This is a genomic window from Pseudomonas oryziphila, assembly GCF_003940825.1.
In the GTDB taxonomy this organism is placed as follows: Bacteria; Pseudomonadota; Gammaproteobacteria; order Pseudomonadales; family Pseudomonadaceae; genus Aquipseudomonas; species Aquipseudomonas sichuanensis.
In genome coordinates, this window is the sequence record NZ_CP034338.1 from 167,652 (window position 1) to 188,463 (window position 20,812).

Genomic DNA, 20,812 nt, shown 5'->3' on the forward strand with positions numbered 1-20,812 from the left:
GCCGTTGCTATGCTCAGGAAAACAACAAGGGGATGGCGCGATGAAAGATCCCTACGCACCGGGTTTCTGGTGCACCGTGACGATCCTGGGCACCCTGACCGCCGGTTACTTCTACGGTATCCGGCACACCCAGCAGATGAACCAGGCCGTGCAGTTCCTGTATGCCGCCGCCGCCGTCACCGCGGCGGTTGCCTTGTGCGGGCTGGCATGGATCGCCTGGGAATACCTGCACCTGAACAGGCGCGAAGTCGCCCAGGGCCGAACGTTGCTGACCATCTGGAACACCAAGGTCGCCCTGCGCCGGGTCGAGACCGTGTTCGATCGCTATTTCTGGGGCAGCTACTGGCATTCCGGGCGGACCTTCGAAGAGGTCATGGGCGAGCTCAAGGGCACGCCGCTGGAGCAGAGCCTCGACGCCCTCAAATTGCAGTGCCGTGAGCTCGACCGGGAAATCCACGATCACCACCATCATTGGCTGGCCAATGCCCGCGACCTGTCCAGCGTGGCCACGGCCATGGCCCGTGAGCGCTATCAGCTGGACCTGTGTGACGCGCCGATACGTGATGGCGGCAATACCGCCGTGCTCAATCGCGATCTGGAAGTGCTGGTGTACACCTGGTCGGCGCGCCTGCGCAGCTTCGACCATCAGCTGGACGAGCTGGAGCGCGCCTATCACTAGCGAGGGGTCGGGTCATTCGCCGCGGATGTACTGCTCCAGTTGCTGGATCAGGTTGGCCTGCTCGGCGATGGTTTCCTTCACCAGGTCACCGATCGACAGCAGCCCCAACAGCGCGCTGCCATCCACTACCGGCAGATGGCGCAGGTGGCGATCGGTCATCAGTTGCATGCAGTGATCGAGTTTTTCCTTCGGCCCTACAGTGACCACAGGTGCGCTCATGATTTCGCGCACGGGCGTGGCGGCCGAAGAGCGCCCTTTGAGCACCAACTTGCGGGCATAGTCGCGTTCGCTGACGATCCCCACCACCCGGTTGTCCTCCACCACCGGCAGTGCGCCGACGTTTTTCTCGGCCAACATTTTCAAGGCATCCAGTACCGAGTCATCAGGGCCGATGGTGTAGACGGTCTGATGCTGGGCCTTGGTCTTGAGGATTTGTTCGACGTTTTTCATGCGAGCCTCGGTGGGTGAAAAAGCGCTGTGTCGGAGTAAATAAAGCATCCGGTACGGCGCTCTGCACGGCAATGCAGGAAACGGCATCGAGACGATTGAAAAACGTCATGGTTGCAGGCGCATGAAAAAGGCGGCCCGAAGGCCGCCTTGTCATTCCCGCGCAGGCTGCACTCAGACCAGGCCTTTGGGGCTCGGGCCGAAGCGGTTGTTGCCAGGGGTGCCGTCCTTGATCAGGAACACCAGGTTGACGATCGGTACCAGCAGCCACCAGCCACTGTGATCACCGTCATGCAGGCGGCGCACGCCCACGGAGATGTTTGGGATCAGCATCGCCAGGTTATAGATCGGCCCCAGCACCGGGGTTGTGCCGAGAGCGGCTTCGACGAAGCCGATGGCCATGCCGATCAGGAAGTTGATGAGCACGAACATCCAGTATTCCTTGCGGCGTGCACGGCCTTTGAATACGGCGTACTTCTTCATGACTTCGATGAAGGCATTGCCGCTGCTGACTTCTGCAGTACCTGCAAATGTACCGCTGGCGGCAGTGACGGCCTGCGGTGCGCCGCAGCCTGGGCAGCTCAGTGCCGTTTGATGGATCTGTTTTGCGCAGCCACGGCAGAACACCATGCTCATTTGTTTTCCCTCACATATTGATTGGCTAGCTTAAATCTGGCCGATCCCGCATATCAGCGAAATACCTGCCATGACAACGCCGGCGATGGCCATGCCGTTACCGGGTCTTTTCTGGTTGATGCTGATGCTACCGACGAGCAGGCTGGTACTTGCGATCAGGACAAACCCCATGATGGTTTCAACGTCCCATTCGGAATCGTCGAACAGCGCTAAGACGCACATGATGCCGAGCATGAGGGAGACGATACCCATCCACGGCGTTTCGCCGCTGACAAGTCTCGTGGAGGAATTTGCGTGCTGTGGAGCGCCGCATTGGGGGCAGGTAGGTGCCGTTTCGTGCAGCTGTTTGGCACAGCCGCGACAATAAACCATTGCCATCGCAAATCCTTTTGTGGCGCTCGATGAGCGCATCCCTTTTCGCATACCGCGTCACCCGTATGGGTGGCCGGCGCAGAGGTTACCAAACATTGCGTGGGTGGCGAAATAGTGGCTCTGAAAATGCGTATCCCATCCGGTGTTGACGAAAAAGGCGCCAATTGGCGCCTTCCGGTTGCAAGTTAGAGGCTCAGAGCTTCGGCATCTGCCCGATCCGCGCCACCATCTCGCTGACGATCTGCAAATCGAGCATGAACTGCTCCACGGTCTTGAACTCGTTGTCGTTGTGCCCGGTGTACTTCACGTCCGGCATGGCCAGGCCGAACTGCACGCCGTTGGGCAGGTCATGTACCGAGGTGGCGCCGGCAGAGGTGCCGAACTCGTGCTTCATGCCCAGGTTCTCGCTGGCCACCGCAAGCAAGGCCTTGACCCATTCGCCCTGCGGGTTGCGGTACATCGGCTCGTCCAGGCTGTAGTCGAACGCCACAGCGGTCTTGCTCTTGGCAGTCCAGCTGTCGAGTTTGCCGGAGATCTCGCCCTTGAGCGTGTCCAGCGCCTTGCCCTTGGGGATGCGCAGGTTCACCGCCAGCTTCAGCGCCTTGTCATCCAGGCCGACGAAGGTCAGCGAAGTGGTCAGCGGGCCCATGAACGCATCCTTGAAGCCCACGCCGAGCTTGTTGCCCAGGTAGTCCAGGCCCCAGTTGTCGGCGGCGTAGCGGGCGGCGTCGGTGATGTGGTTGTGCTTGAGCGGCACCTCTTTGCCCAGGCCATTGAGGAACACCAGCATGCGCGCCACCGGGTTGACCCCCGACTCGGGCTCGGAGGAATGCGCCGACACGCCGGTCACGGTCAGCAGCACCTGCTTGCCCTCGACCTTGGCGTCGATGCTGAAGTTGCCACCGTTGTGTTTGACGAAAGCAGCACCGGCCTTGTTCAGGGCCTTGGCCAGGTCGGCCGGCTTGTCGCTGAGCAGGGTCGCCACCGAGTTGCCGGGGATCTGGTTGGTGGCCAGGCCACCGGTCAGGTTCACCACCTCGGCGCCTTTGCCGCTGCCGGCGCGCTTGGCGAAGGTGGCCATGACCGTGCCGTAGCCTTTCTCGGCGATCACCACCGGGTAGCCGCCGTCCAGCGCCAGGTTGTAGTCGGGCGTGGCGTTGCGCTCGAAGTAGTAGGGGATGGCGTCGCCGGTGGTTTCCTCGGTGGTGTCCACCAGCAGCTTGAACTGGCGGGCCAGCGGCAGCTTCTCATCCTTGGCCACTTTCAGCGCATAGAGCGCGACGACGATGCCGTTCTTGTCGTCCTCGGTGCCGCGGCCGTACATGCGGTCGCCCACCAGGGTGACCTTGAACGGGTCGAGCTTGGTGCCGTCGGCCAGCTTCCAGTTGGCTGGGGTGACCGGTACCACGTCGGCGTGGGCGTGGATGCCGATGACTTCCTTGCCTTCGCCGAGGGAGATCTCGTAGACACGGTTGTCGATGTTGCGGAAGGTCAGGCCGAAGCCTTCGGCCAGGGCCTTGATCTTGTCGGCGATCTTGAGGAACTCGGGGTTCTCGTGCTGCTCCACGCCCTCTTTGCGATAGGTCGGGATTTCCACCAGCTCGCGCAGGGTTTCGGTAGCGGCCTTGCCGTACTTGATGCGCGTGTACAGGCCCAGCAGGCGGTTGATCTCGTCCTGTTGTTCGGCTGCCAGCGGCTTGCCGGCCAGGTACTGCTTGAGGGTTTCGTCGAGCTTGTCGGCCTTGGCCAGGTCACTGCCGGCCAGCTTGCCGAGGAATTGCTTGAAGTCGGCCGGGTCGCTGCCGTCGTAGGCCTTGATGATGGCAGCGGACTGTTGCTGGGACAGGTTGGCCTGGGCCGGGATCGAGAACATGGCCACGCTGGCCAGCAGCAGCGATGTGGCGGAGAGCTTGGTAAATGGCATGGTCGTGCGCATTCCTTTGCAAGTGGGGGAAGTGTGTCCGTTTACGCAAACGGAAGATGCCCACGCTAACACCAATGACTGCCTGCGGGGGAGAGGTGGCAATGTGCACTCAGTCGCAAATCAGCAGGCACAAAAAAGCCCCGCCGGTGTGAACCGGGCGGGGCTTTCTGGGCGCTGTCAGCGATACAGGGGGTGCCGCTGACAGCGTGAAATTCATGGCGCACTCGGCGGGATTCGAACCCACGACCCCTGCCTTCGGAGGGCAGTACTCTATCCAGCTGAGCTACGAGTGCAACGGGCCGCATGATACCCATCTGCGCCGGTGGCGTCCATCGCCTTGATATGAGGGTGTTTTTCCAGGGAACCCAATCGCGGGGCAAGCCCGCTCCCACGCAGGGAAGCTGATCTATCCATATGCAATCTTGGTATTTCTCACGGCGCTGTTATGCCCGTTATCTTCTGGTCACAACTTGTTATAACAAGTCAGCCGACAGAGAAGACCATGGCCGAACTGCTCCCGCTTTCTCCCGTACCGCTCTACACCCAGCTCAAGGAACTGCTGCGCGAGCGCATCCTCGACGGCAGCTACCCACCGCACAGCCGCATGCCCTCGGAAAGCGAGCTGGGCAAGGCCTTCGACGTCAGCCGCATCACCGTGCGCCAGGCCCTGGGCGACCTGCAGAAAGAAGGGCTGATCTTCAAGATCCATGGCAAGGGCACCTTCGTCGCCAAGCCCAAGGCGTTCCAGAACGTCAGTACCCTGCAGGGCCTGGCCGAGTCGATGACGCAGATGGGCTACGAAGTGCTCAACCGCCTGCGCAGTTTCCGCCATGTCCCGGCCAGTGCGCTGGTGGCGCAGCGGCTGCAGGTCGAGGAGGGCAGCCTGGTCACCGAGATCCGTCGGGTGCGCCTGATCAACCGCGAGCCGGTGTCGCTGGAAATCACCTGGCTGCCGCACAGCGTCGGCGAGAAGCTGGAAAAGGCCGACCTGGTCACCCGCGACATCTTCCTGTTGCTGGAGAACGACTGCGGCCTCGCCCTCGGCCATGCCGACCTGGCCATCGACGCGGTGCTCGCCGACAGCGACCTGACCCAGGCGCTGGATGTGGAAGAGGGCGCGCCGATCATGCGCATCGAGCGCCTCACCCACACCGCCGACGGCGCCCCGCTGGACTTCGAACACCTCTATTACCGTGGCGATGCGTTCCAGTACCGCCTGCGTATCGACCGCCAGAAGGGGGGCAAGGCATGAGCATCCAGACCCAGGACTACGACATCGTCGTCATCGGTGGCGGCACCGCCGGGCCCATGGCCGCGATCAAGGCCAAGGAGCAGGACAAGAGCCTGCGCGTGCTGTTGCTGGACAAGGCCAACGTCAAGCGCAGCGGCGCCATCAGCATGGGCATGGACGGCCTTAACAACGCCATCATCCCCGGGCATGCCACGCCCGAGCAGTACACCAAGGAAATCACCGTCGCCAATGACGGCATCGTCAACCAGGCTGCGGTGCATGCCTACGCCACCAAGAGCTTCGAGACCATCGAGCAGCTCGATCGCTGGGGCGTGAAGTTCGAGAAGGACGAAACCGGCGACTACGCGGTGAAGAAGGTCCATCACATGGGCGCTTATGTGCTGCCCATGCCCGAGGGCCACGACATCAAGAAGGTGCTGTACCGCCAGCTCAAGCGCGCCCGGGTGGAAATCAGCAACCGCATGGTCTGCACCCGCGTACTGCTCGATGCGGCCGGCGCCGCAGCCGGGGTGCTCGGTTTCGACTGCCGCAGCGGCGAGTTCCGGGTGATCCGCGCCAAGGCGGTCGTGCTCGCCTGCGGCGCCGCCGGGCGCCTGGGTTTGCCGTCGTCGGGCTACCTGATGGGCACCTACGAAAACCCCACCAATGCCGGTGACGGCTATGCCATGGCCTATCACGCAGGCGCCGAACTGGCCAACCTGGAGTGTTTCCAGATCAACCCGCTGATCAAGGACTACAACGGCCCGGCCTGCGCCTACGTCACCGGTCCCTTGGGCGGCTACACCGCCAACAGCAAGGGCGAGCGCTTCATCGAGTGCGACTACTGGAGCGGGCAGATGATGTGGGAGTTCCACCAGGAACTCGAAGGCGGCAACGGCCCGGTGTTTCTCAAGCTCGACCACCTGGCCGAGGAGACCATCCAGAACATCGAGGAGATCCTGCACAGCAACGAGCGCCCCAGCCGTGGCCAGTTCCACGCCGGGCGCGGCACCGATTACCGCCAGCACATGGTCGAGATGCACATCTCCGAGATCGGCTTCTGCTCCGGGCATTCGGCCTCGGGGGTGTGGGTCAACGAAAAGGCCGAGACCAGCGTCAAGGGCCTGTACGCCGCCGGCGACATGGCCGCGGTGCCGCACAACTACATGCTCGGCGCTTTCACCTATGGCTGGTTCGCCGGGGTGAATGCCGCGCAGTACGTGGCCGGGCGTGAATTCGCCGAGGTCGACACGCTGCAGGTCGAACGCGAACAGGCGCGGGTGTTCGCACCCTTGCAGCGCGAGCACGGCCTGCCGCCGGCCCAGGTCGAGTACAAGCTGCGACGCATGGTCAACGACTACCTGCAGCCGCCCAAGGTGACCAAGAAGATGGAAATCGGCCTGGCGCGCTTCGCCGAAATCGAACGCGATCTTGAGCAGATGAAGGCCAACAACCCCCATGAGCTGATGCGTGCCATGGAAGTTTCGGTGATCCGCGACTGCGCCGAGATGGCCGCACGGGCCTCGCTGTTCCGCAAGGAGAGCCGCTGGGGGCTGTACCACCACCGGGTCGATTTCCCCGAGCGCAATGATGGCGAGTGGTTCGTGCATTGCCATCTGAAGAAGGGCGAGGACGGTGAGATGACCAGCTTCAAGAAAGCGGTGGAGCCGTACCTGATCCCGCTGGATGCCGAGGAACAGACCGCCTACGACCGGCTGCGCGTCAAAGCCGATGCCGCATAGGCAACACCGAACCCTGTGGGAGCGGGTTCACCCGCGAAGCAGGCGACGCGATGGATGGCACCGGCTTCGCCGGTGTTCGCGGGTGAACCCGCTCCCACAGTGACTTGTGCAAGCCTCAAGATAAAGGGCGCCCAAGAAGGCCCCAAGGACCCCGTGAAAATGGCCTACCAACCCCAGGAAATCTTCTTTCGCAGCAGCGCTCCGGTGACCATCGACGAAGACAAATGCATCGCCGAGAAAGGCTGCACGGTCTGCGTCGAGGTCTGCCCCATGGACCTTTTGGCCATCAACCCGGCCACGCAGAAGGCCTACATGGCCTTCGACGAATGCTGGTACTGCATGCCCTGCGAGAAGGACTGCCCCACCGGCGCGGTGAAGGTCGACATCCCGTACCTGCTGCGCTGAACCCGAACCACCCGCCATCCGGCCGAACCACCGGACGCCCACCTGCAATGCCCCCTCGTTTCCCACCACCCATGCCGGGCGGCGGAGACGACGCCAATACCTAAAACGATTCGAGGGGAACACCCATGCGCCTTGTAGCAACCGTGGCCGGCTTTGCGCTGGCAATCACCGGCCTGAACGCCAGCGCCGAAACCATCCGTATCGCCATCGGCACCCAGGACACCACCATCAACTGCGCCACCGGCGGCCTGTTGATCCGCGAGCTGGGCCTGCTCGACAAATACCTGCCCCATGACGGCAAGTACAAGGACGCCCAGTACCAGGTCGAGTGGAAGAACTTCACCAGCGGCGCGCCGCTGACCAACGAGATGGTCGCCGGCAAGCTCGACTTCGGCGCCATGGCCGACTTCCCCGGCTCGTTCAACGGCGTTGCCCACCTCGACGCCGGCAAGCGCAGCCTGTTCATCAGCGTGCTGTCCGGCAGCGTGCACGGCAGCGGCAACGGCATCGTGGTGCCGGCCGCCTCCAGCGTGCAGTCGCTGGCCGAACTCAAGGGCAAGACCATCTCTGTGCCGTTCGCCTCCACCGCCCACGGCATGCTGCTGCGCGCGGTCGCCGCCCAAGGCTGGGACCCGCAGAAGGACGTGAAGATCATCGCCCAGGCCCCGGAGATCGCCGGTTCCGCCCTGCGCAGCAACCGCATCGAGGCCCACGCCGACTTCGTGCCCTTCGCCGAGCTGTTCCCCAACCGCGGCTTCGCCCGCAAGATCTACGACGGCGCCCAGGCCAACGCGCCGACCTTCCATGGCGCGCTGGTGGACGCCGACTACGCGAAAAAGTACCCGGAAGTGGTCACCGCCTACCTGCGTGCCAGCCTCGAAGCCGACCGCCTGCTCGCCGCCGAGCCAGAGAAGTACAGCGAGCTGATCGAAAAGGTCACCGGCATTGAGGCCGAGGTGAACTACCTGTTCCACGGCCCGCTCGGCCTGCAGACCCGCGACCTCACCTGGAAGCCCGAGTACCGCCAGGCCGTGGCCACCTCCATCGACACCCTCAAGCTGCTGAAGAAGACCGACCGTGGTCTGGACACCGCGCAGTTCATCGACGACCAGTACATCCGCAGCGCCTACAAACAGGCCGGGCAGGACTACGACAAGGCGCTGAAAAACTACGACCCGCTGCCACTCAAGGCCGTTGATGCCGCGACCGGCAAAGCCATCACCGACTTCAGCCGCCTGGCGCAGATCTGGGTGCGCGGCGAGGACAAGGTGCGCCACTACGCCTCCCCGGAGGCCGCGCTCACCGCCCTGGCCCAGCTGGAGCAGGAGGGCAAGGACATCCGCGCGATCTACGCCCAGGCCGCCGACAGCGGCATCAAGCTGCTGGCCAACCAGGCCTGGTTCGTGCGCAACGGCCAGGGCCAACTGGCGGCCTTCCTGCTCAAGGACCAGGCCGAGCAGTACGCCAAGGCCCATGGCGGCGAGGCGCTGGACTTCGTCCACGCCAACCAGAAGCTGCTCGCCCAGCGCTGACCGGGAGCCGCCGCCATGACCCGTGACCTTGCGCGCTGGCCCCTGCGCCTGGCTTCGCTGCTGGCCTGCCTGCTGTTCTGGCAGCTGGCCGCGAGCCACAAGCTGGACCTGCTGCTGCTCACCTTCACCTACGTGCCCACACCCGGCGCGGTGCTCGACGCCGCCTGGCAACTGCTGGCCTCCAACACCTTGCTGGCGCACCTGGGCAGCAGCCTGGCGCGGGTGTTCGCCGGCTACGGCGTGGCGGCGCTGCTGGGGGTGAGCCTGGGCCTGTTGATCGGCCGCTCGCAGTGGCTGGAGGACACGCTGATGCCGCCGCTGGAGGTGTTGCGGCCGATCCCGGCGGTGGCCTGGATCCCGCTGGCGATCCTGATGTTCCCCTCATCGGAGCTGTCGATGGTGTTCATCACCTTCACCGGCGCGCTGTTCCCGATCCTGCTCAACACCGTGCACGGCGTCGAGGCGATCGACCCGCGCCTGGTGGCCTCGGCGCGCAGCCTGGGCGCCGGACGCTGGGCGATCCTGCGCGAAGTGGTGCTGCCGGGCGCGCTGCCGAGCATCGTCACGGGGCTGGCCATCGGCATGGGCACCTCATGGTTCTGCCTGGTGACCGCCGAAATGATCGCTGGGCAATTCGGTATCGGTTACTACACCTGGGAGTCCTACACCTTGCAGAACTACCCCGACATCATCGTCGGCATGCTGCTGATCGGCGTGCTGGGCATGGGCAGCAGCGCGCTGGTCAAGCGCCTTGGCGCGCTGGCCACGCCGTGGATACGGAGGAGCGCGTGATGAGCAGTCATCAACAGCTGCCCGGGCGTATCGAAGCGCAGGGTTTGTCGATTCGCCTGGGCCATGGGCGTGACGCGTTCGAAGCGGTGCAGGCGCTGGACTTTGCCATCGCCCCGGGCGAGTTCGTCTGCATCCTCGGGCCGTCCGGCTGCGGCAAGTCCACGTTGCTCGGCGCATTGGCCGGGCACCTTACCCCGGCCAGCGGCCAATTGCGGGTGGACGGGCAAGCGGTCGATGGCCCTTCGCCGCAACGGGGCATGGTGTTCCAGCATCACACCCTGCTGCCGTGGCGCAGCGTGCTCGACAACGTGGCCTTCGGCTTGAAGATGCAGGGGCAGGGCAAGGCCGAGCGCCAGCACCAGGCCGCCGAGATGCTGCAACTGGTCGGCCTGGGTGACTTCGCCCAACGCTGGCCCAGCCAGTTGTCCGGCGGCATGCAGCAGCGCGCCGAGATCGCCAGGGTGCTGATCAACCGCCCGCGCCTGCTGTTGATGGACGAACCTTTTGGCGCCCTCGATGCGCAGACCCGTGCGCGCATGCAGGAACTGCTGCTGGATATCTGGGCGCGCATCCGCACCACGGTGGTGTTCGTCACCCATGACATCGACGAGGCGCTGTTCCTGGCCGATCGCATCCTGGTGATGAGCCCCCGGCCTGGGCGCTTTATCGAAGACCTGCGGCTGGACTTCGCCCGCCCGCGGCGCGCGAGCCTGCTGACCAGCCCCGAATTCACCCACCTCAAACGCCATTGCCTGGCGCTGCTGCGCCATGAAGAAGGCCGCGAACTGCCGCGCCTGACACCCTTGGGCCTGCCCGACACCGACCATCCTCCGCTGCGGATTGCGCTATGACTGAACGAACCACGGACAACCCCGACATCATCGACCTACTGCCACGCCTGAACGACCTGGATGCCGGCGTGCGGCGCATCGCCCTGATCGAACTGGCCGACCTGGAAGACCCGGACGGCCTGCCCTGGCTCACTGATGCGCTGTTGGTCGATGCCAATGCTGAGGTGCGCGCCGAAGCCGCGCGCCTGCTCGAAGCCTGGGAGACGCCGGAAGTGGTGCAGGGCCTGTGCGCCGCATTGGCCGACCCCGCCGAGCCGGTACGCCTGGCGGCTGCCCAGAGCCTGAGCGAGCTCAAGACCCAGGAGGCCGGGCAACTGATCCTGCCCTGGGCCACCCATGCCGATGCGTTCGTGCGGGCCAGCGCCCTGCGCGCCCTGCGCGAGCTGCGCCTGGAGGACGCCGCGGTGCCTGCGTTGCAGGCGTTGGCGGATGTGGATGCCGGCGTGCGCCGCGAAGCGGTGGGCATCCTGGGCTGGCTCAAGCATGCGCCGGCCTTGCCCGCGCTGGCGCAGCTGGCAGCCAACGAGCCGGATACCGAAGTGCGCCGCGCCGCCATTGGCGCGCTGGGCCTGGCCCGCGATGCCCGTGTGCTGCCGGCGCTGATCGGCGCCTTGGCCGATGAGGCCTGGCAGGTGCGTGAAGAGGCGGCGACCACCCTGGGCAAGGTCGGCCAGGCGGAAGCGGGCCAGGCCTTGATCGCGGCCCTGGCCGACAGTTACTGGCAGGTGCGCTTGCGCGCGGCGAGGGCCTTGGGCCGGCTGCGCCATGTGGCAGCGCTGGATGGGCTGGCGCAGTTGCTTGGCCATGGCATCGCCAACCTGCGCAAGGAGGCGGCGCTGGCGCTGGGTGAGCTGGGTGAAGCCCGGGCATTGCCGGCGTTGCAGGCGGCCGAGGCCGACAGCGATCCGGAAGTGCGCAAGGCGGTGCGCATCGCCTTGGCGCAGTTGCAGGGGGCGGTGTGATGAGCGCGCCCAGTGCATTGCGCAACCGCCGCGAACGCGGTGAGCTGCTGGTGCAGTGGGGCGAGGTCGAGCAGGTGATCAGCCACGCCCGACTGCGCGGTGCCTGCCCTTGCTCACAGTGCCGCGCGGCGCGGTTGAAGGGCGCGATTTCGCTGGTGGGCGAGGATGTCCGCGTGGCGCGGATCGAGGCCCAGGGGTATGGGGTGCAGCTGGTGTTCAGCGATGGGCATGAGCGGGGGATTTATCCCTGGGATTACCTGCGCAGTTTTGGTTGACCGGGCCGGCCTCATCGCCGGCAAGCCGGCTCCCACAAAGGCATCGCAACTCCCTGTGGGAGCCGGCTTGCCGGCGATGAGGCCGGTACATGCAACCCATCCCTAGAGCGCAATCAACTCCGGCCGCAACCCTTCCACCCTTTGCACCACCGGCCGCAGATACCCGCCATCCCCGGTAATCTGGTGCAGCACCTTCTCGCGCAAGCCATGCAGCGCCACCCCGGTGCGTTGGCGCGGGTGTGGCAGCCCAATCTCCACCACCGCCTTGATCCGCCCCGGCCGCGGTTCCAGCACCACCACCCGGTCGGCCAGGTAGGTCGCTTCTTCGGCATCGTGGGTCACCAGCAGAATGGTCACCCCCGAGCGCTCACGAATCGCCAGCAGCTCGTCCTGCAACTGCTGGCGGGTCAATGCATCCAGGGCGCCGAATGGCTCGTCGAGCAGCAGGATGCGCGGGCTGGCCACCAGCCCCCGGGCGATCGCCACGCGCTGGGCCATGCCGCCGGAGAGCTGGTGCGGGTAGGCCGATTCGAAACCGACCAGCCCCACCAGTTGCACGAACTCATGCACCCGGCGGGCGCGCTCGCCCTGGGTGAGCTTGTCGTTGACCAGGCCAAGGGCGATGTTCTGCTCCACCGTCAGCCAGGGGAACAGGCGGTGCTCCTGGAACACGATGCCGCGCTCGCCGCCGATGCCGCTGACCACCTGGCCATCGACGCGGATCTGGCCGCTGTAGTCGTTGTCCAGGCCCACCAGCAGGCGCAGCAGGGTGGACTTGCCGCAGCCCGACGAGCCGACGATGGCGATGAATTCGCCCTGCTCGATCGACAGGTCGAAGTCGCGAATGGCTTCGAACGGCTGGCCGTCCACGCTGAAGGTCTTGCCGACTTTTTCGAAGCTGACCAGCGGTGGCGTGGCGTCAGGTTGATTGGCCGCGTGCAGGGCCGGGGTGATGAAGGCGTTCATGCGGATCTCCAGCGCGTGGCGCGCGATTCGAGGCGTTGGCCAAGGTGGCCGAGCAGGGCGCCGACCAGGCCGATCAGGACCATGGCGGCCATCACCTGGTCCATGCGGAACAATTGCTGGGCGCCGATCATCAGGCTGGCGATGCCGCCGTCCGAGGGCATGAAGTATTCGGCGCCGATGGTGCCCAGCCAGGCGTAGATCAGCGACAGGCGCAGGCCGGCGAAGATCGCCGGCGCAGCGCCCGGCAGCACCAGCAGGCGCAGGCGTTGCGCCAGGCCCAGGCGCAGCGCCTGGGCCGCCTCGCCCAGCTGCGGCGACAGGCTGGCGATGCCGCGCTGGGTGGCGATCAGCAGCGGGAAGAACGCCGCCAGGGCGACGAACACCAGCTTGGCGCCTTCCCCCAGGCCGAACCAGGCGGTGAGCAAGGGTACCCAGGCAAACAGCGCCACCTGGCGCAGCGCCGACAGGCTCGGGCCGAGCAGGCGCTCGCTGCGTTGCGACAAGCCCAGCAGCAGCCCCAGGGCAAAGCCCGCGCCGCCACCGAGCAGCAACCCGGCCAGGGTGCGTTGCAGGCTCAGGCGCAAGGCTTCGCTCAGCGAACCATCCAGCAGCCCGGCAGACAGGCTGCGCAGTACATCCAGTGGTGAGGCGAGGATATTGGCGTCTACCCAGCCAAAACTGTTGGCGCACTGCCACAGGGCCAGCAGCGCTGCCGGCAGCAACAGGCTCTGCCAGCCCTTGGCCACGGCGCCACGCGGCTGCTCGCCGGTGGCCGGTTGCGGCCAGTACAGCAGGCTGCGCTCCAGGCGTGAGAAGCCACGGTCCATCACCGCGCCGACCATGCCGATCAGCAGGATGCAGAGGAACACCAGGTCGAGCATGAACAGCTGGCGGCCCCAGACCATCAGGTAGCCGATACCTTCGCTGGAGGCCAGCAACTCGACCGCCAGCAGCGACGTCCAGCCGGTGGCCAGGGCCAGGCGTACCCCGGCGAGAAAGGCGGGCAGGGCAGCTGGCAGCAGCAGGCGCAGGAACAACAGGTGCGCGGGCAGGCGCAAGGTGGCGGCGGCTTCGCGCAGCTTGGGTTGGGCGTCGCGCACGCCGACCAGGGTGTGCAGGGTGACCGGTACCACCACCGCCTTGACCAGCACCACCAGCTTGAGCACTTCGCCAATGCCGAAGAACAGCATGAACAGCGGGATCCAGGCCAGCGTGGGGATTTGCGCCAGGGCCACGAAGGTCGGCAGCACCAGGGTCTGCGCCCGCCGCGAAGCCCCCAGCCAGGTGCCCAGCAGCAGGCCACTGGCGATGCCCGCCAGCAACCCCCACAACAGGCGTTGCAAGCTGATCCACAGGTGGCTCCACAGTTCCCCGGAGCCAAACTCCAGGGCACTCTGCCAGACCAGCGACGGCGCCGGCAGGATCTGCTCGCTCATCCAGTGCTCGCGGCTGGCCACCAGCCACAACGCCGCCAGCAGCACCGGCACGACCCAAGGCAGCGCGGCATGGCCGTAGGCGCGGCCTTGCGCCGCGAACGGGCCACGCAGCGGCCCCAGAAGCCATCTGGGCTTGCTCAAAACTCCGCTCATCCGGCCATCTCCCAAACCGTTCCTTGTTTATTCATTTATGGAATTAAAAGTTCACACAAATAACATTCAAGAGATAAGAGCATGCGCTCCCTGCATCGGGAAGCCCCAACCCGTTGCGTTTTCCTCATATTTTCCATGCGCTGCCTGCAAGCCGCCCCAAGGCCCGCATGGCCGCTGTTTTATGCCTTCTGGTTACTGAAGAATGACGTATTGATCTTTGTAGGTTCTAACCGGACCTGCCTAGCTTCTGGCCAAAGCGCCGGCCATCGCCGGTGGCAGCTTGCCAAGGAGCCTTGCCATGAAAACCCCTTTTCGCCACCTGCTCACCCCGCTGCTCGCCGGCTTGCTGAGCGCCTTGCCGCTGGCGGCGCTGGCCGCGCAGCCCGACGTGATCCGTATTGCCGTGCCCGACCTCAGCGCCGGCAGCAAGCCCAGCGCTGGTGGCGTGGTCGATGTATTGCGTGACCAGCAGTTGCTGGAAAAAGAGTTTGCCAAGGACGGCATCCGTATCGACTGGCGCTTCTTCAAGGGCGCCGGCCCCGTGGTCAACGAGGCGTTGGCCAACGGCCAGGCCGACTTCGCCTACCTGGGTGACCTGGCCGCCATCATCGGCAAGGCCAATGGCCTGGACACCCGCGTGCTGTCGGCCGGTGTGCGCGGGGTCAAGAGCTACCTCGGCGTGGTGCCGGGCTCGGGCATCCACAGCCTGGCAGACCTCAAGGGCAAGCGCGTGGCGGTGTTCCGCGGTACCGCCAACCAGCTGTCGTTCGCCAGCGCTCTGGCCAGCCAAGGGCTGTCCGAGCGTGAGCTGAAAGTCATCAACCTGGACTTCAACGCCGCCAACGCCGCGCTGGCGGCCAAGCAGATCGACGCCACCTGGGGCCTGTCCAACCTGTTGTCGCTGCGCGAACGCGGCCTGGTCGAGCTGCCGGTCAACTCCCGCGACCTCAAGGGCGCCGGCAGCACCCAGGCGGTGCTGCTGGGTACCGGCGACTTCATCCGCCAGCACCCCGAACTGGTGCAGCGCCTGGTCAATGCCCAGCTGCAGGCGGTGAAGTGGCTGCGCGACGAGCACAACCGCGACGCCTACATCGACCTCGTGGCCACCACCGCCAACTGGCCGAAGAGCATCCTGCGCGATGACCTGGCCCAGGAAAACCTTGCCGCCTACTTCGACCCGCGCCTGGACGCCGGCTTCGTCGGCCTGCTGCAACAGGGCGTCGACCTGGCCGCCAAGGAGCGCCTGATCCGCCGGGATTTCCAGGTAAGCGAGTGGGTAGAACCGCGCTTCCTCGATGCCGCCCTGCGACAGGACCAGGCCGTGCAGGCCGCCCGCTGATTCAAAACCCCGACAAAAACCCTGAGGACCACGACCATGAGCAACGCCGCACTGGCTACCGCGCCACACACCCTTGAGCTGGATATCCACCCCGTCGCCGGGCGCATCGGCGCCGAGATCCGTGGCGTCAAACTGTCCGCCGACCTCGACCCGGCCACCATCGACGCGATTCAGGCGGCGCTGGTGCAGCACAAGGTGATCTTCTTCCGCGGCCAGGACCACCTCGATGACATCGGCCAGGAGGCCTTCGCCCAATTGCTGGGCGAGCCGATCGCCCACCCCACGGTGCCGGTGGTGGACGGCACCAGCTACTTGCTGCAGCTGGATGGCGCCGAGGGCCAGCGGGCCAATTCCTGGCACACCGACGTGACCTTCGTCGATGCCTACCCCAAGGCCTCGATCCTGCGCAGCGTGGTGGCCCCGGCTTCGGGTGGCGACACGGTATGGGCCAACACTGCCGCCGCCTACCAGGAGCTGCCGGAACCCCTGCGCGCGCTGGCCGACCAGCTCTGGGCGGTGCACAGCAACGAGTACGACTACGCCAGCGTGAAGCCGGACGTGGACCCGGCCAAGCTCGAGCGCTACCGCAAGGTGTTCACCTCGACGGTGTACGAAACCGAGCACCCGGTGGTGCGGGTGCACCCGATCAGCGGCGAGCGGGCGCTGCAGCTGGGGCATTTCGTCAAACGCATCAAGGGCTATTCACTGGCCGATTCACAGCACCTGTTCGCGGTGTTGCAGGGGCATGTGACGCGCCTGGAGAACACTGTGCGCTGGCGCTGGCAGGCGGGGGATGTGGCGATCTGGGATAACCGCGCGACCCAGCACTACGCGGTGGACGACTATGGCACCCAGCCACGCGTGGTGCGCCGGGTCACCCTGGCGGGCGAGGTGCCGGTGGGGGTGGATGGGCAGTTGAGCCGGACCACACGCAAAGGTTAAGACCACGTAATGCCAGTCAGCTAAGGCAGTTGGGGTCGCTGTGCGACCCTTCGCGGGTAAATCGCAGCGGCGAACCGCCGCTCCCACAGGTTCCGTGCGATCTCTGTGGGAGCGGGTTTACCCGCGAAGGGCTGCAAAGCAGCCCCAATAGGTGCGATGAAGCCCTAACTGACTGGCATTAGCCGCTTGCGGTGCGGGGTTTACTTGTCACCTTCGTGGGTCAACTCCAGCACCCGGTCCACCAGCTTGTAGATGCCGCCGGCAGCTTCGCTGATCGACTTGGCCAGCATGTAGGCCGGGGTGGTCACCAGCTTGCGCTGGGTGTCTTCGACGATGTCATGCACATCGCACTCCTGGTGGGTGCCGCCCATCTTCACCACAGCCGCGCTGGTGCCGGTGTCGTTACCGATGGTGCAGACCACGCCTGGGCCGTAGATCTTGGCTGCCAGGGCTGGCGAGATGCACATCAGGCCCACCGGTTTGCAGGCATCGGCGAAGGCTTCAGCCAGGGCCAGCACGTCGGGGTTAACGCTGCAATTGGCGCCTTCAACGGCGAAGTTGGAGAGGTTCTTCGCGGCGCCGAAACCGCCGGGTACGATCAGCGCGTCGAAGTCTTCGACCTTGGCCTCGCGAATGTCCTTCACCTCGCCCCGGGCGATGCGTGCCGACTCGACCAGCACGTTGCGCGACTCGGGCATCTGTTCGCCGGTCAGGTGATCGATCACATGCATCTGCGCAATGTTCGGTGCGAAGCACTGCACCTGGGCGCCGCGCTGGTCGAGGCGCAGCAAGGTGATCACGCTCTCGTGGATTTCGGCGCCGTCATAGACGCCACAGCCGGAAAGGATCACCGCTACTTTCTTGGTCATGCTCATTACTCCAGTGTCGAGGCGCTAAATGTCCTCTAGTTTGGCAGATGTGGCCATAGGGGTTCGGCCAGGCGCGGCCTAGGCTTTGTACGAAAAGTGCCTGCGCGACGATCATGCTGCGTTGAAAACAGGCTCGGAATGCTCATTTGCAACCAGCAAACTCCGCTTCCTCGCCTGTTTTCGCCTTGCCTGATCGCCGCTCGGCGACTTTTCGTACAAACCCGAATCTCTTGCGACACCCTTGGAGACTGCCGCCGATGGACCTGATTCTGCTGGCTGTGCCGATGTTCTTTGTGCTGATCGCCGTGGAGCTGGTCGCCGACCGCGTGCGCGGCCAGCGCAACTATCGACTGGCCGATTCGATCAACAGCCTGAGCACCGGCGTGCTGTCGACCAGTACCGGCCTGCTGACCAAGGGCGTCGGGCTGCTCACCTATGCCCTGGCCTGGGAACACCTGGCGCTGCTGCGCCTGCCGGCCGAGGCCTGGTGGGTATGGGTGGGCGCCTTCGTGCTCTACGACTTCTGCTATTACTGGCTGCACCGCATGGGCCACGAGCGCAACGTGCTGTGGGCCGCGCATTCGGTGCATCACCAGAGCGAGGAATACAACCTCACCACGGCGCTGCGCCAGACCAGCAGCGGCTTCATCTTCTCGTGGATCTTCTACCTGCCGCTGGCGCTGCTCGGCGTGCCGCCGGTGGTGTTCATCACCGTGGCGTCGCTGAACCTGCTGTATCAGTTCTGGGTGCATACCCGCCATGTGCCCAAGCTGGGCTGGCTCGAATGGGTGCTGATCACGCCGTCCAACCATCGTGTCCACCATGCGCAGAATCCTCGCTATTTGGATTGCAACTACGGCGGTGTGTTCATCTTCTGGGACCGGCTGTTCGGCACCTTCCAGGAAGAGGACGACGATGAGCCGGTGATCTTCGGCGTGACCACGCCGTTGGCCAGCTGGAACCCGCTGTGGGCCAACCTGCAGTTCTATGCGCAGCTGTGGGCGGATGCCCGGCGCACCGGCCGCCTGTGGGACAAGCTGCGCATCTGGTTCATGCCCACCGGTTGGCGCCCGGCGGATGTGGCGGCTGCCGATCCGCACCCCAAGCAGGACCTGGCGCGTTTTCGCAAGTTCGCCATCGCGCTGCACGGCATGCAGCAGCTGTACGTGGTTGTGCAGTTCGCGGTGTACGTGGCGCTGGGCAGTTACTTGATGGACGTGGCCGAGCGGGTGCCGTTCGCCGCGCTGCTGCTGGGCTGGGCGGTGATGGCGTTCGGCTTGTTCGCGTTGGGCGCGGCGCTGGAAGACCGGCCCTGGGCAGGGCGCATGGAGTTGCTGCGGCTGCTTTTGAATGCGCCGGCACTGTATCTGGCCGGCGCTTCGGGGTTAGTGCTGGTCACGCCCCTGGCTTGGGGGCTGCTCCTGGCTTACAGCTTGCTCAGCTTGTGCTTCCTGGCCTTCTGCCGCCGCGCGGCGCTCGGCGCGCTGGGTACGGAAGCGCCGGCGCAGCCAGAGCAGCAAGCCCAGGCCCAGCAGGGCGCCGAGCACCCATAGCTCGTACTTCTTGATACTGCCCAGCATGCCTTCGAGGATGGCGCCGAAGTGGTAGGCGGCAAGCCCCAGCGCGAGGGCCCAGACCGCGGCGCCAATACCATTGAGCAGCAGGTAGCGGCGTGGCGGGTAGCCGGACAGGCCGATGGCCACTGGCATCACCGTGCGCAGGCCGTAGACGAAGCGGAAACTCAGGACCCAGAGGTCGGGGTGGCGGCGGATATGCTCCAGCGCCCGGTCACCCATGGCCTGCCAGCGCGGCTTGCGGGCGAGGATCTTGCGCCCGTGGCGGCGGCCCATGAAGTACCACAGCTGATCGCCGGCATAGCTGCCGCAGAACGCCACCAGCACCACCAGCTTGATGTCCATGTATTCGCGGAACGCCAGAAAACCTGCGAGCACGAGAATGGTCTCGCCTTCGAAGAACGTGCCGAGAAACAGGGCGAAATAGCCGAAATCGTTCAGGAATTGTTGAAGCATTTTCTGACGTGCTGGCGAAATGAACGCGCAGCCTACCCCTTCGTGCTCGTTCGGGAAAGTGTCCAAATGTGTCTCGACGTGAACATTTCCTACAAGGACAATGACTGCGGCCACAAGTCGCAGGGTTGCCCTTGGGTGTAACACAGGCGTCATAATGGCCGCTTATAACTGTCGCGCTCGCCCGCCTGCGCGGGCTCAGGAGTCTGCCGTGAGCTTTACCCCCGCCAACCGTCTGTTTCCTGCCACCCGCCTGCGTCGCAACCGCCGGGACGACTTTTCCCGTCGCCTGGTTCGCGAGAACACCCTGACCGTCGATGACCTGATCCTGCCGGTATTCGTCCTGGACGGCGAGAACCGCCGTGAGGAAGTACCCTCGATGCCGGGCGTCGAACGCCTGTCGATCGACCTGCTGCTCGAAGCTGCACAGGGCTGGGTGGAACTGGGCATTCCGGCGCTGGCGCTGTTCCCGGTAACGCCGACCGAGAAGAAATCCCTCGATGGCGCCGAAGCCTGGAACCCGGACGGTATCGCCCAGCGTGCCACTCGTGCCCTGCGCGCGCGCTTCCCGGAGCTGGGGGTGATCACCGACGTGGCGCTGGACCCGTTCACCACCCACGGCCAGGACGGCATCCTCGATGAAGAGGGTTACGTTCAGAACGACATCACCGTCGATGCCCTGGTGCGCCAGGCCCTGTCCCACGCCGACGCCGGCGCCCAGGTCGTCGCCCCGTCCGACATGATGGACGGCCGCCTCGGTGCAATCCGCGAGGCCCTGGAACTGGCCGGCCACGTCAACGTGCGCATCATGGCCTACTCGGCCAAGTACGCCAGTGCCTACTACGGCCCGTTCCGCGACGCGGTCGGCTCGGCGCTGAACCTGGGCAAGGCCAACAAGGCGTCCTACCAGATGGACCCGGCCAACAGCAACGAAGCCCTGCACGAAGTGGCCCTGGACCTGGCCGAAGGCGCCGACATGGTTATGGTCAAGCCGGGCATGCCGTACCTGGACATCGTCCAGCGGGTGAAAGCCGAGTTCAAGGTGCCGACCTTCGCCTACCAGGTCAGTGGCGAGTACGCCATGCACATGGCCGCGATCCAGAACGGCTGGCTCAGCGAAGCCGTGATCCTCGAATCCCTTACCGCCTTCAAACGGGCAGGTGCCGATGGCATCCTGACGTATTTCGCCGTGCGCGCCGCTCAAATGTTGAGAGGGCAATAACGCCCTCACA

General features: G+C 65.2%; 20 protein-coding genes, 1 tRNA gene and 1 pseudogene. 13 read left to right on the forward strand and 9 right to left on the reverse strand.

The genetic code is table 11. The features are described from left to right. Positions 1–40: 40 nt before the first annotated feature. Entirely contained in the window at positions 41–679 is a 639-nt protein-coding gene (locus EJA05_RS00850; protein WP_125857063.1) for an NADH:ubiquinone oxidoreductase subunit N, read from the forward strand. 12 nt (positions 680–691) lie between these two features. Here the strand turns inward: EJA05_RS00850 and EJA05_RS00855 are convergent, their stop codons facing one another. The 5 genes from EJA05_RS00855 to EJA05_RS00875 all read right to left on the reverse strand — a co-directional run bounded on the left by EJA05_RS00855 (position 692) and on the right by EJA05_RS00875 (position 4,351). After that, on the reverse strand, positions 692–1,129 hold the full coding sequence (locus EJA05_RS00855; RefSeq protein ID WP_125462146.1) for a CBS domain-containing protein: 438 nt from the start codon (positions 1,127–1,129) through the stop codon (positions 692–694). A 171-nt stretch (positions 1,130–1,300) separates the two neighbouring features. After that, entirely contained in the window at positions 1,301–1,762 is a 462-nt protein-coding gene (locus EJA05_RS00860) for a DUF805 domain-containing protein (RefSeq protein WP_125857064.1), read from the reverse strand. A 30-nt stretch (positions 1,763–1,792) separates the two neighbouring features. Further along, positions 1,793–2,140 carry a DUF4190 domain-containing protein gene (locus tag EJA05_RS00865; RefSeq protein WP_125462148.1) on the reverse strand — a complete coding sequence of 116 codons (348 nt, stop codon included), beginning with the start codon at positions 2,138–2,140 and terminating at the stop codon, positions 1,793–1,795. A gap of 187 nt (positions 2,141–2,327) precedes the next feature. Beyond that, positions 2,328–4,058, reverse strand: a complete 1,731-nt coding sequence (locus tag EJA05_RS00870; RefSeq protein ID WP_125857065.1) for a dipeptidase — start codon at positions 4,056–4,058, stop codon at positions 2,328–2,330. Between the two features lie 216 nt (positions 4,059–4,274). Next, a tRNA-Arg gene (locus tag EJA05_RS00875) sits at positions 4,275–4,351 on the reverse strand. A gap of 209 nt (positions 4,352–4,560) precedes the next feature. On the opposite strand from EJA05_RS00875, the gene EJA05_RS00880 reads away from it, so the two are divergent. The 8 genes from EJA05_RS00880 to EJA05_RS00920 all read left to right on the forward strand — a co-directional run bounded on the left by EJA05_RS00880 (position 4,561) and on the right by EJA05_RS00920 (position 11,848). Continuing rightward, positions 4,561–5,310, forward strand: a complete 750-nt coding sequence (locus EJA05_RS00880) for a GntR family transcriptional regulator (protein WP_125857066.1) — start codon at positions 4,561–4,563, stop codon at positions 5,308–5,310. After that, positions 5,307–7,031, forward strand: coding sequence for a fumarate reductase/succinate dehydrogenase flavoprotein subunit (locus EJA05_RS00885; protein ID WP_125462151.1), 1,725 nt, complete (start codon positions 5,307–5,309; stop codon positions 7,029–7,031). The genes EJA05_RS00880 and EJA05_RS00885 overlap by 4 nt, the downstream gene beginning before the upstream one ends. A gap of 159 nt (positions 7,032–7,190) precedes the next feature. Continuing rightward, the gene (locus EJA05_RS00895; RefSeq protein ID WP_008096634.1) at positions 7,191–7,436 is read left to right on the forward strand and encodes a 4Fe-4S dicluster domain-containing protein; all 246 of its coding nucleotides are present in this window, start codon (positions 7,191–7,193) and stop codon (positions 7,434–7,436) included. A gap of 125 nt (positions 7,437–7,561) precedes the next feature. Further along, positions 7,562–8,968 carry an ABC transporter substrate-binding protein gene (locus tag EJA05_RS00900; protein WP_125857067.1) on the forward strand — a complete coding sequence of 469 codons (1,407 nt, stop codon included), beginning with the start codon at positions 7,562–7,564 and terminating at the stop codon, positions 8,966–8,968. Positions 8,969–8,983: 15 nt separating this feature from the next. Continuing rightward, on the forward strand, positions 8,984–9,760 hold the full coding sequence (locus tag EJA05_RS00905; RefSeq protein ID WP_125857068.1) for an ABC transporter permease: 777 nt from the start codon (positions 8,984–8,986) through the stop codon (positions 9,758–9,760). Continuing rightward, positions 9,760–10,611 (forward strand): ABC transporter ATP-binding protein, encoded by an 852-nt coding sequence (locus EJA05_RS00910; RefSeq protein WP_125857069.1) that lies wholly within the window; start codon positions 9,760–9,762, stop codon positions 10,609–10,611. Before EJA05_RS00905 ends, EJA05_RS00910 begins: the two co-directional genes overlap by 1 nt. Next, complete coding sequence (locus EJA05_RS00915; protein ID WP_125857070.1) at positions 10,608–11,573, forward strand: HEAT repeat domain-containing protein; 966 nt, start codon at positions 10,608–10,610, stop codon at positions 11,571–11,573. Before EJA05_RS00910 ends, EJA05_RS00915 begins: the two co-directional genes overlap by 4 nt. Next, positions 11,573–11,848: a DUF971 domain-containing protein gene (locus EJA05_RS00920; protein WP_125857071.1), complete on the forward strand. Its 276-nt coding sequence runs from the start codon at positions 11,573–11,575 to the stop codon at positions 11,846–11,848. Before EJA05_RS00915 ends, EJA05_RS00920 begins: the two co-directional genes overlap by 1 nt. Positions 11,849–11,950: 102 nt before the next feature. On the opposite strand, the gene EJA05_RS00925 is transcribed toward EJA05_RS00920, so the two are convergent. Beyond that, positions 11,951–12,814, reverse strand: a complete 864-nt coding sequence (locus EJA05_RS00925; protein ID WP_125857072.1) for an ABC transporter ATP-binding protein — start codon at positions 12,812–12,814, stop codon at positions 11,951–11,953. Next, positions 12,811–14,403 (reverse strand): ABC transporter permease, encoded by a 1,593-nt coding sequence (locus EJA05_RS00930; protein ID WP_125857073.1) that lies wholly within the window; start codon positions 14,401–14,403, stop codon positions 12,811–12,813. The genes EJA05_RS00925 and EJA05_RS00930 overlap by 4 nt, the downstream gene beginning before the upstream one ends. Positions 14,404–14,701: 298 nt before the next feature. Between EJA05_RS00930 and EJA05_RS00935 the strand changes: the two genes are divergently transcribed. Beyond that, positions 14,702–15,742: an ABC transporter substrate-binding protein gene (locus EJA05_RS00935; protein ID WP_125857074.1), complete on the forward strand. Its 1,041-nt coding sequence runs from the start codon at positions 14,702–14,704 to the stop codon at positions 15,740–15,742. Between the two features lie 36 nt (positions 15,743–15,778). Then, positions 15,779–16,684 (forward strand): TauD/TfdA dioxygenase family protein, encoded by a 906-nt coding sequence (locus EJA05_RS00940; protein WP_110995712.1) that lies wholly within the window; start codon positions 15,779–15,781, stop codon positions 16,682–16,684. Positions 16,685–16,884: 200 nt separating this feature from the next. Here the strand turns inward: EJA05_RS00940 and elbB are convergent, their stop codons facing one another. Then, positions 16,885–17,553, reverse strand: coding sequence for an isoprenoid biosynthesis glyoxalase ElbB (gene elbB / locus EJA05_RS00945; RefSeq protein WP_125462161.1), 669 nt, complete (start codon positions 17,551–17,553; stop codon positions 16,885–16,887). Between the two features lie 284 nt (positions 17,554–17,837). On the opposite strand from elbB, the pseudogene EJA05_RS28315 reads away from it, so the two are divergent. Next, positions 17,838–18,437, forward strand: a pseudogene (locus EJA05_RS28315) (sterol desaturase family protein); the annotation flags it as partial. 501 nt (positions 18,438–18,938) lie between these two features. On the opposite strand, the gene EJA05_RS00955 reads toward EJA05_RS28315, so the two are convergent. Then, positions 18,939–19,583, reverse strand: coding sequence for a DedA family protein (locus tag EJA05_RS00955; RefSeq protein WP_110995710.1), 645 nt, complete (start codon positions 19,581–19,583; stop codon positions 18,939–18,941). Between the two features lie 208 nt (positions 19,584–19,791). Between EJA05_RS00955 and hemB the strand changes: the two genes are divergently transcribed. Further along, positions 19,792–20,802, forward strand: coding sequence for a porphobilinogen synthase (gene hemB, locus EJA05_RS00960; protein WP_110995709.1), 1,011 nt, complete (start codon positions 19,792–19,794; stop codon positions 20,800–20,802). Positions 20,803–20,812 lie beyond the last annotated feature (10 nt).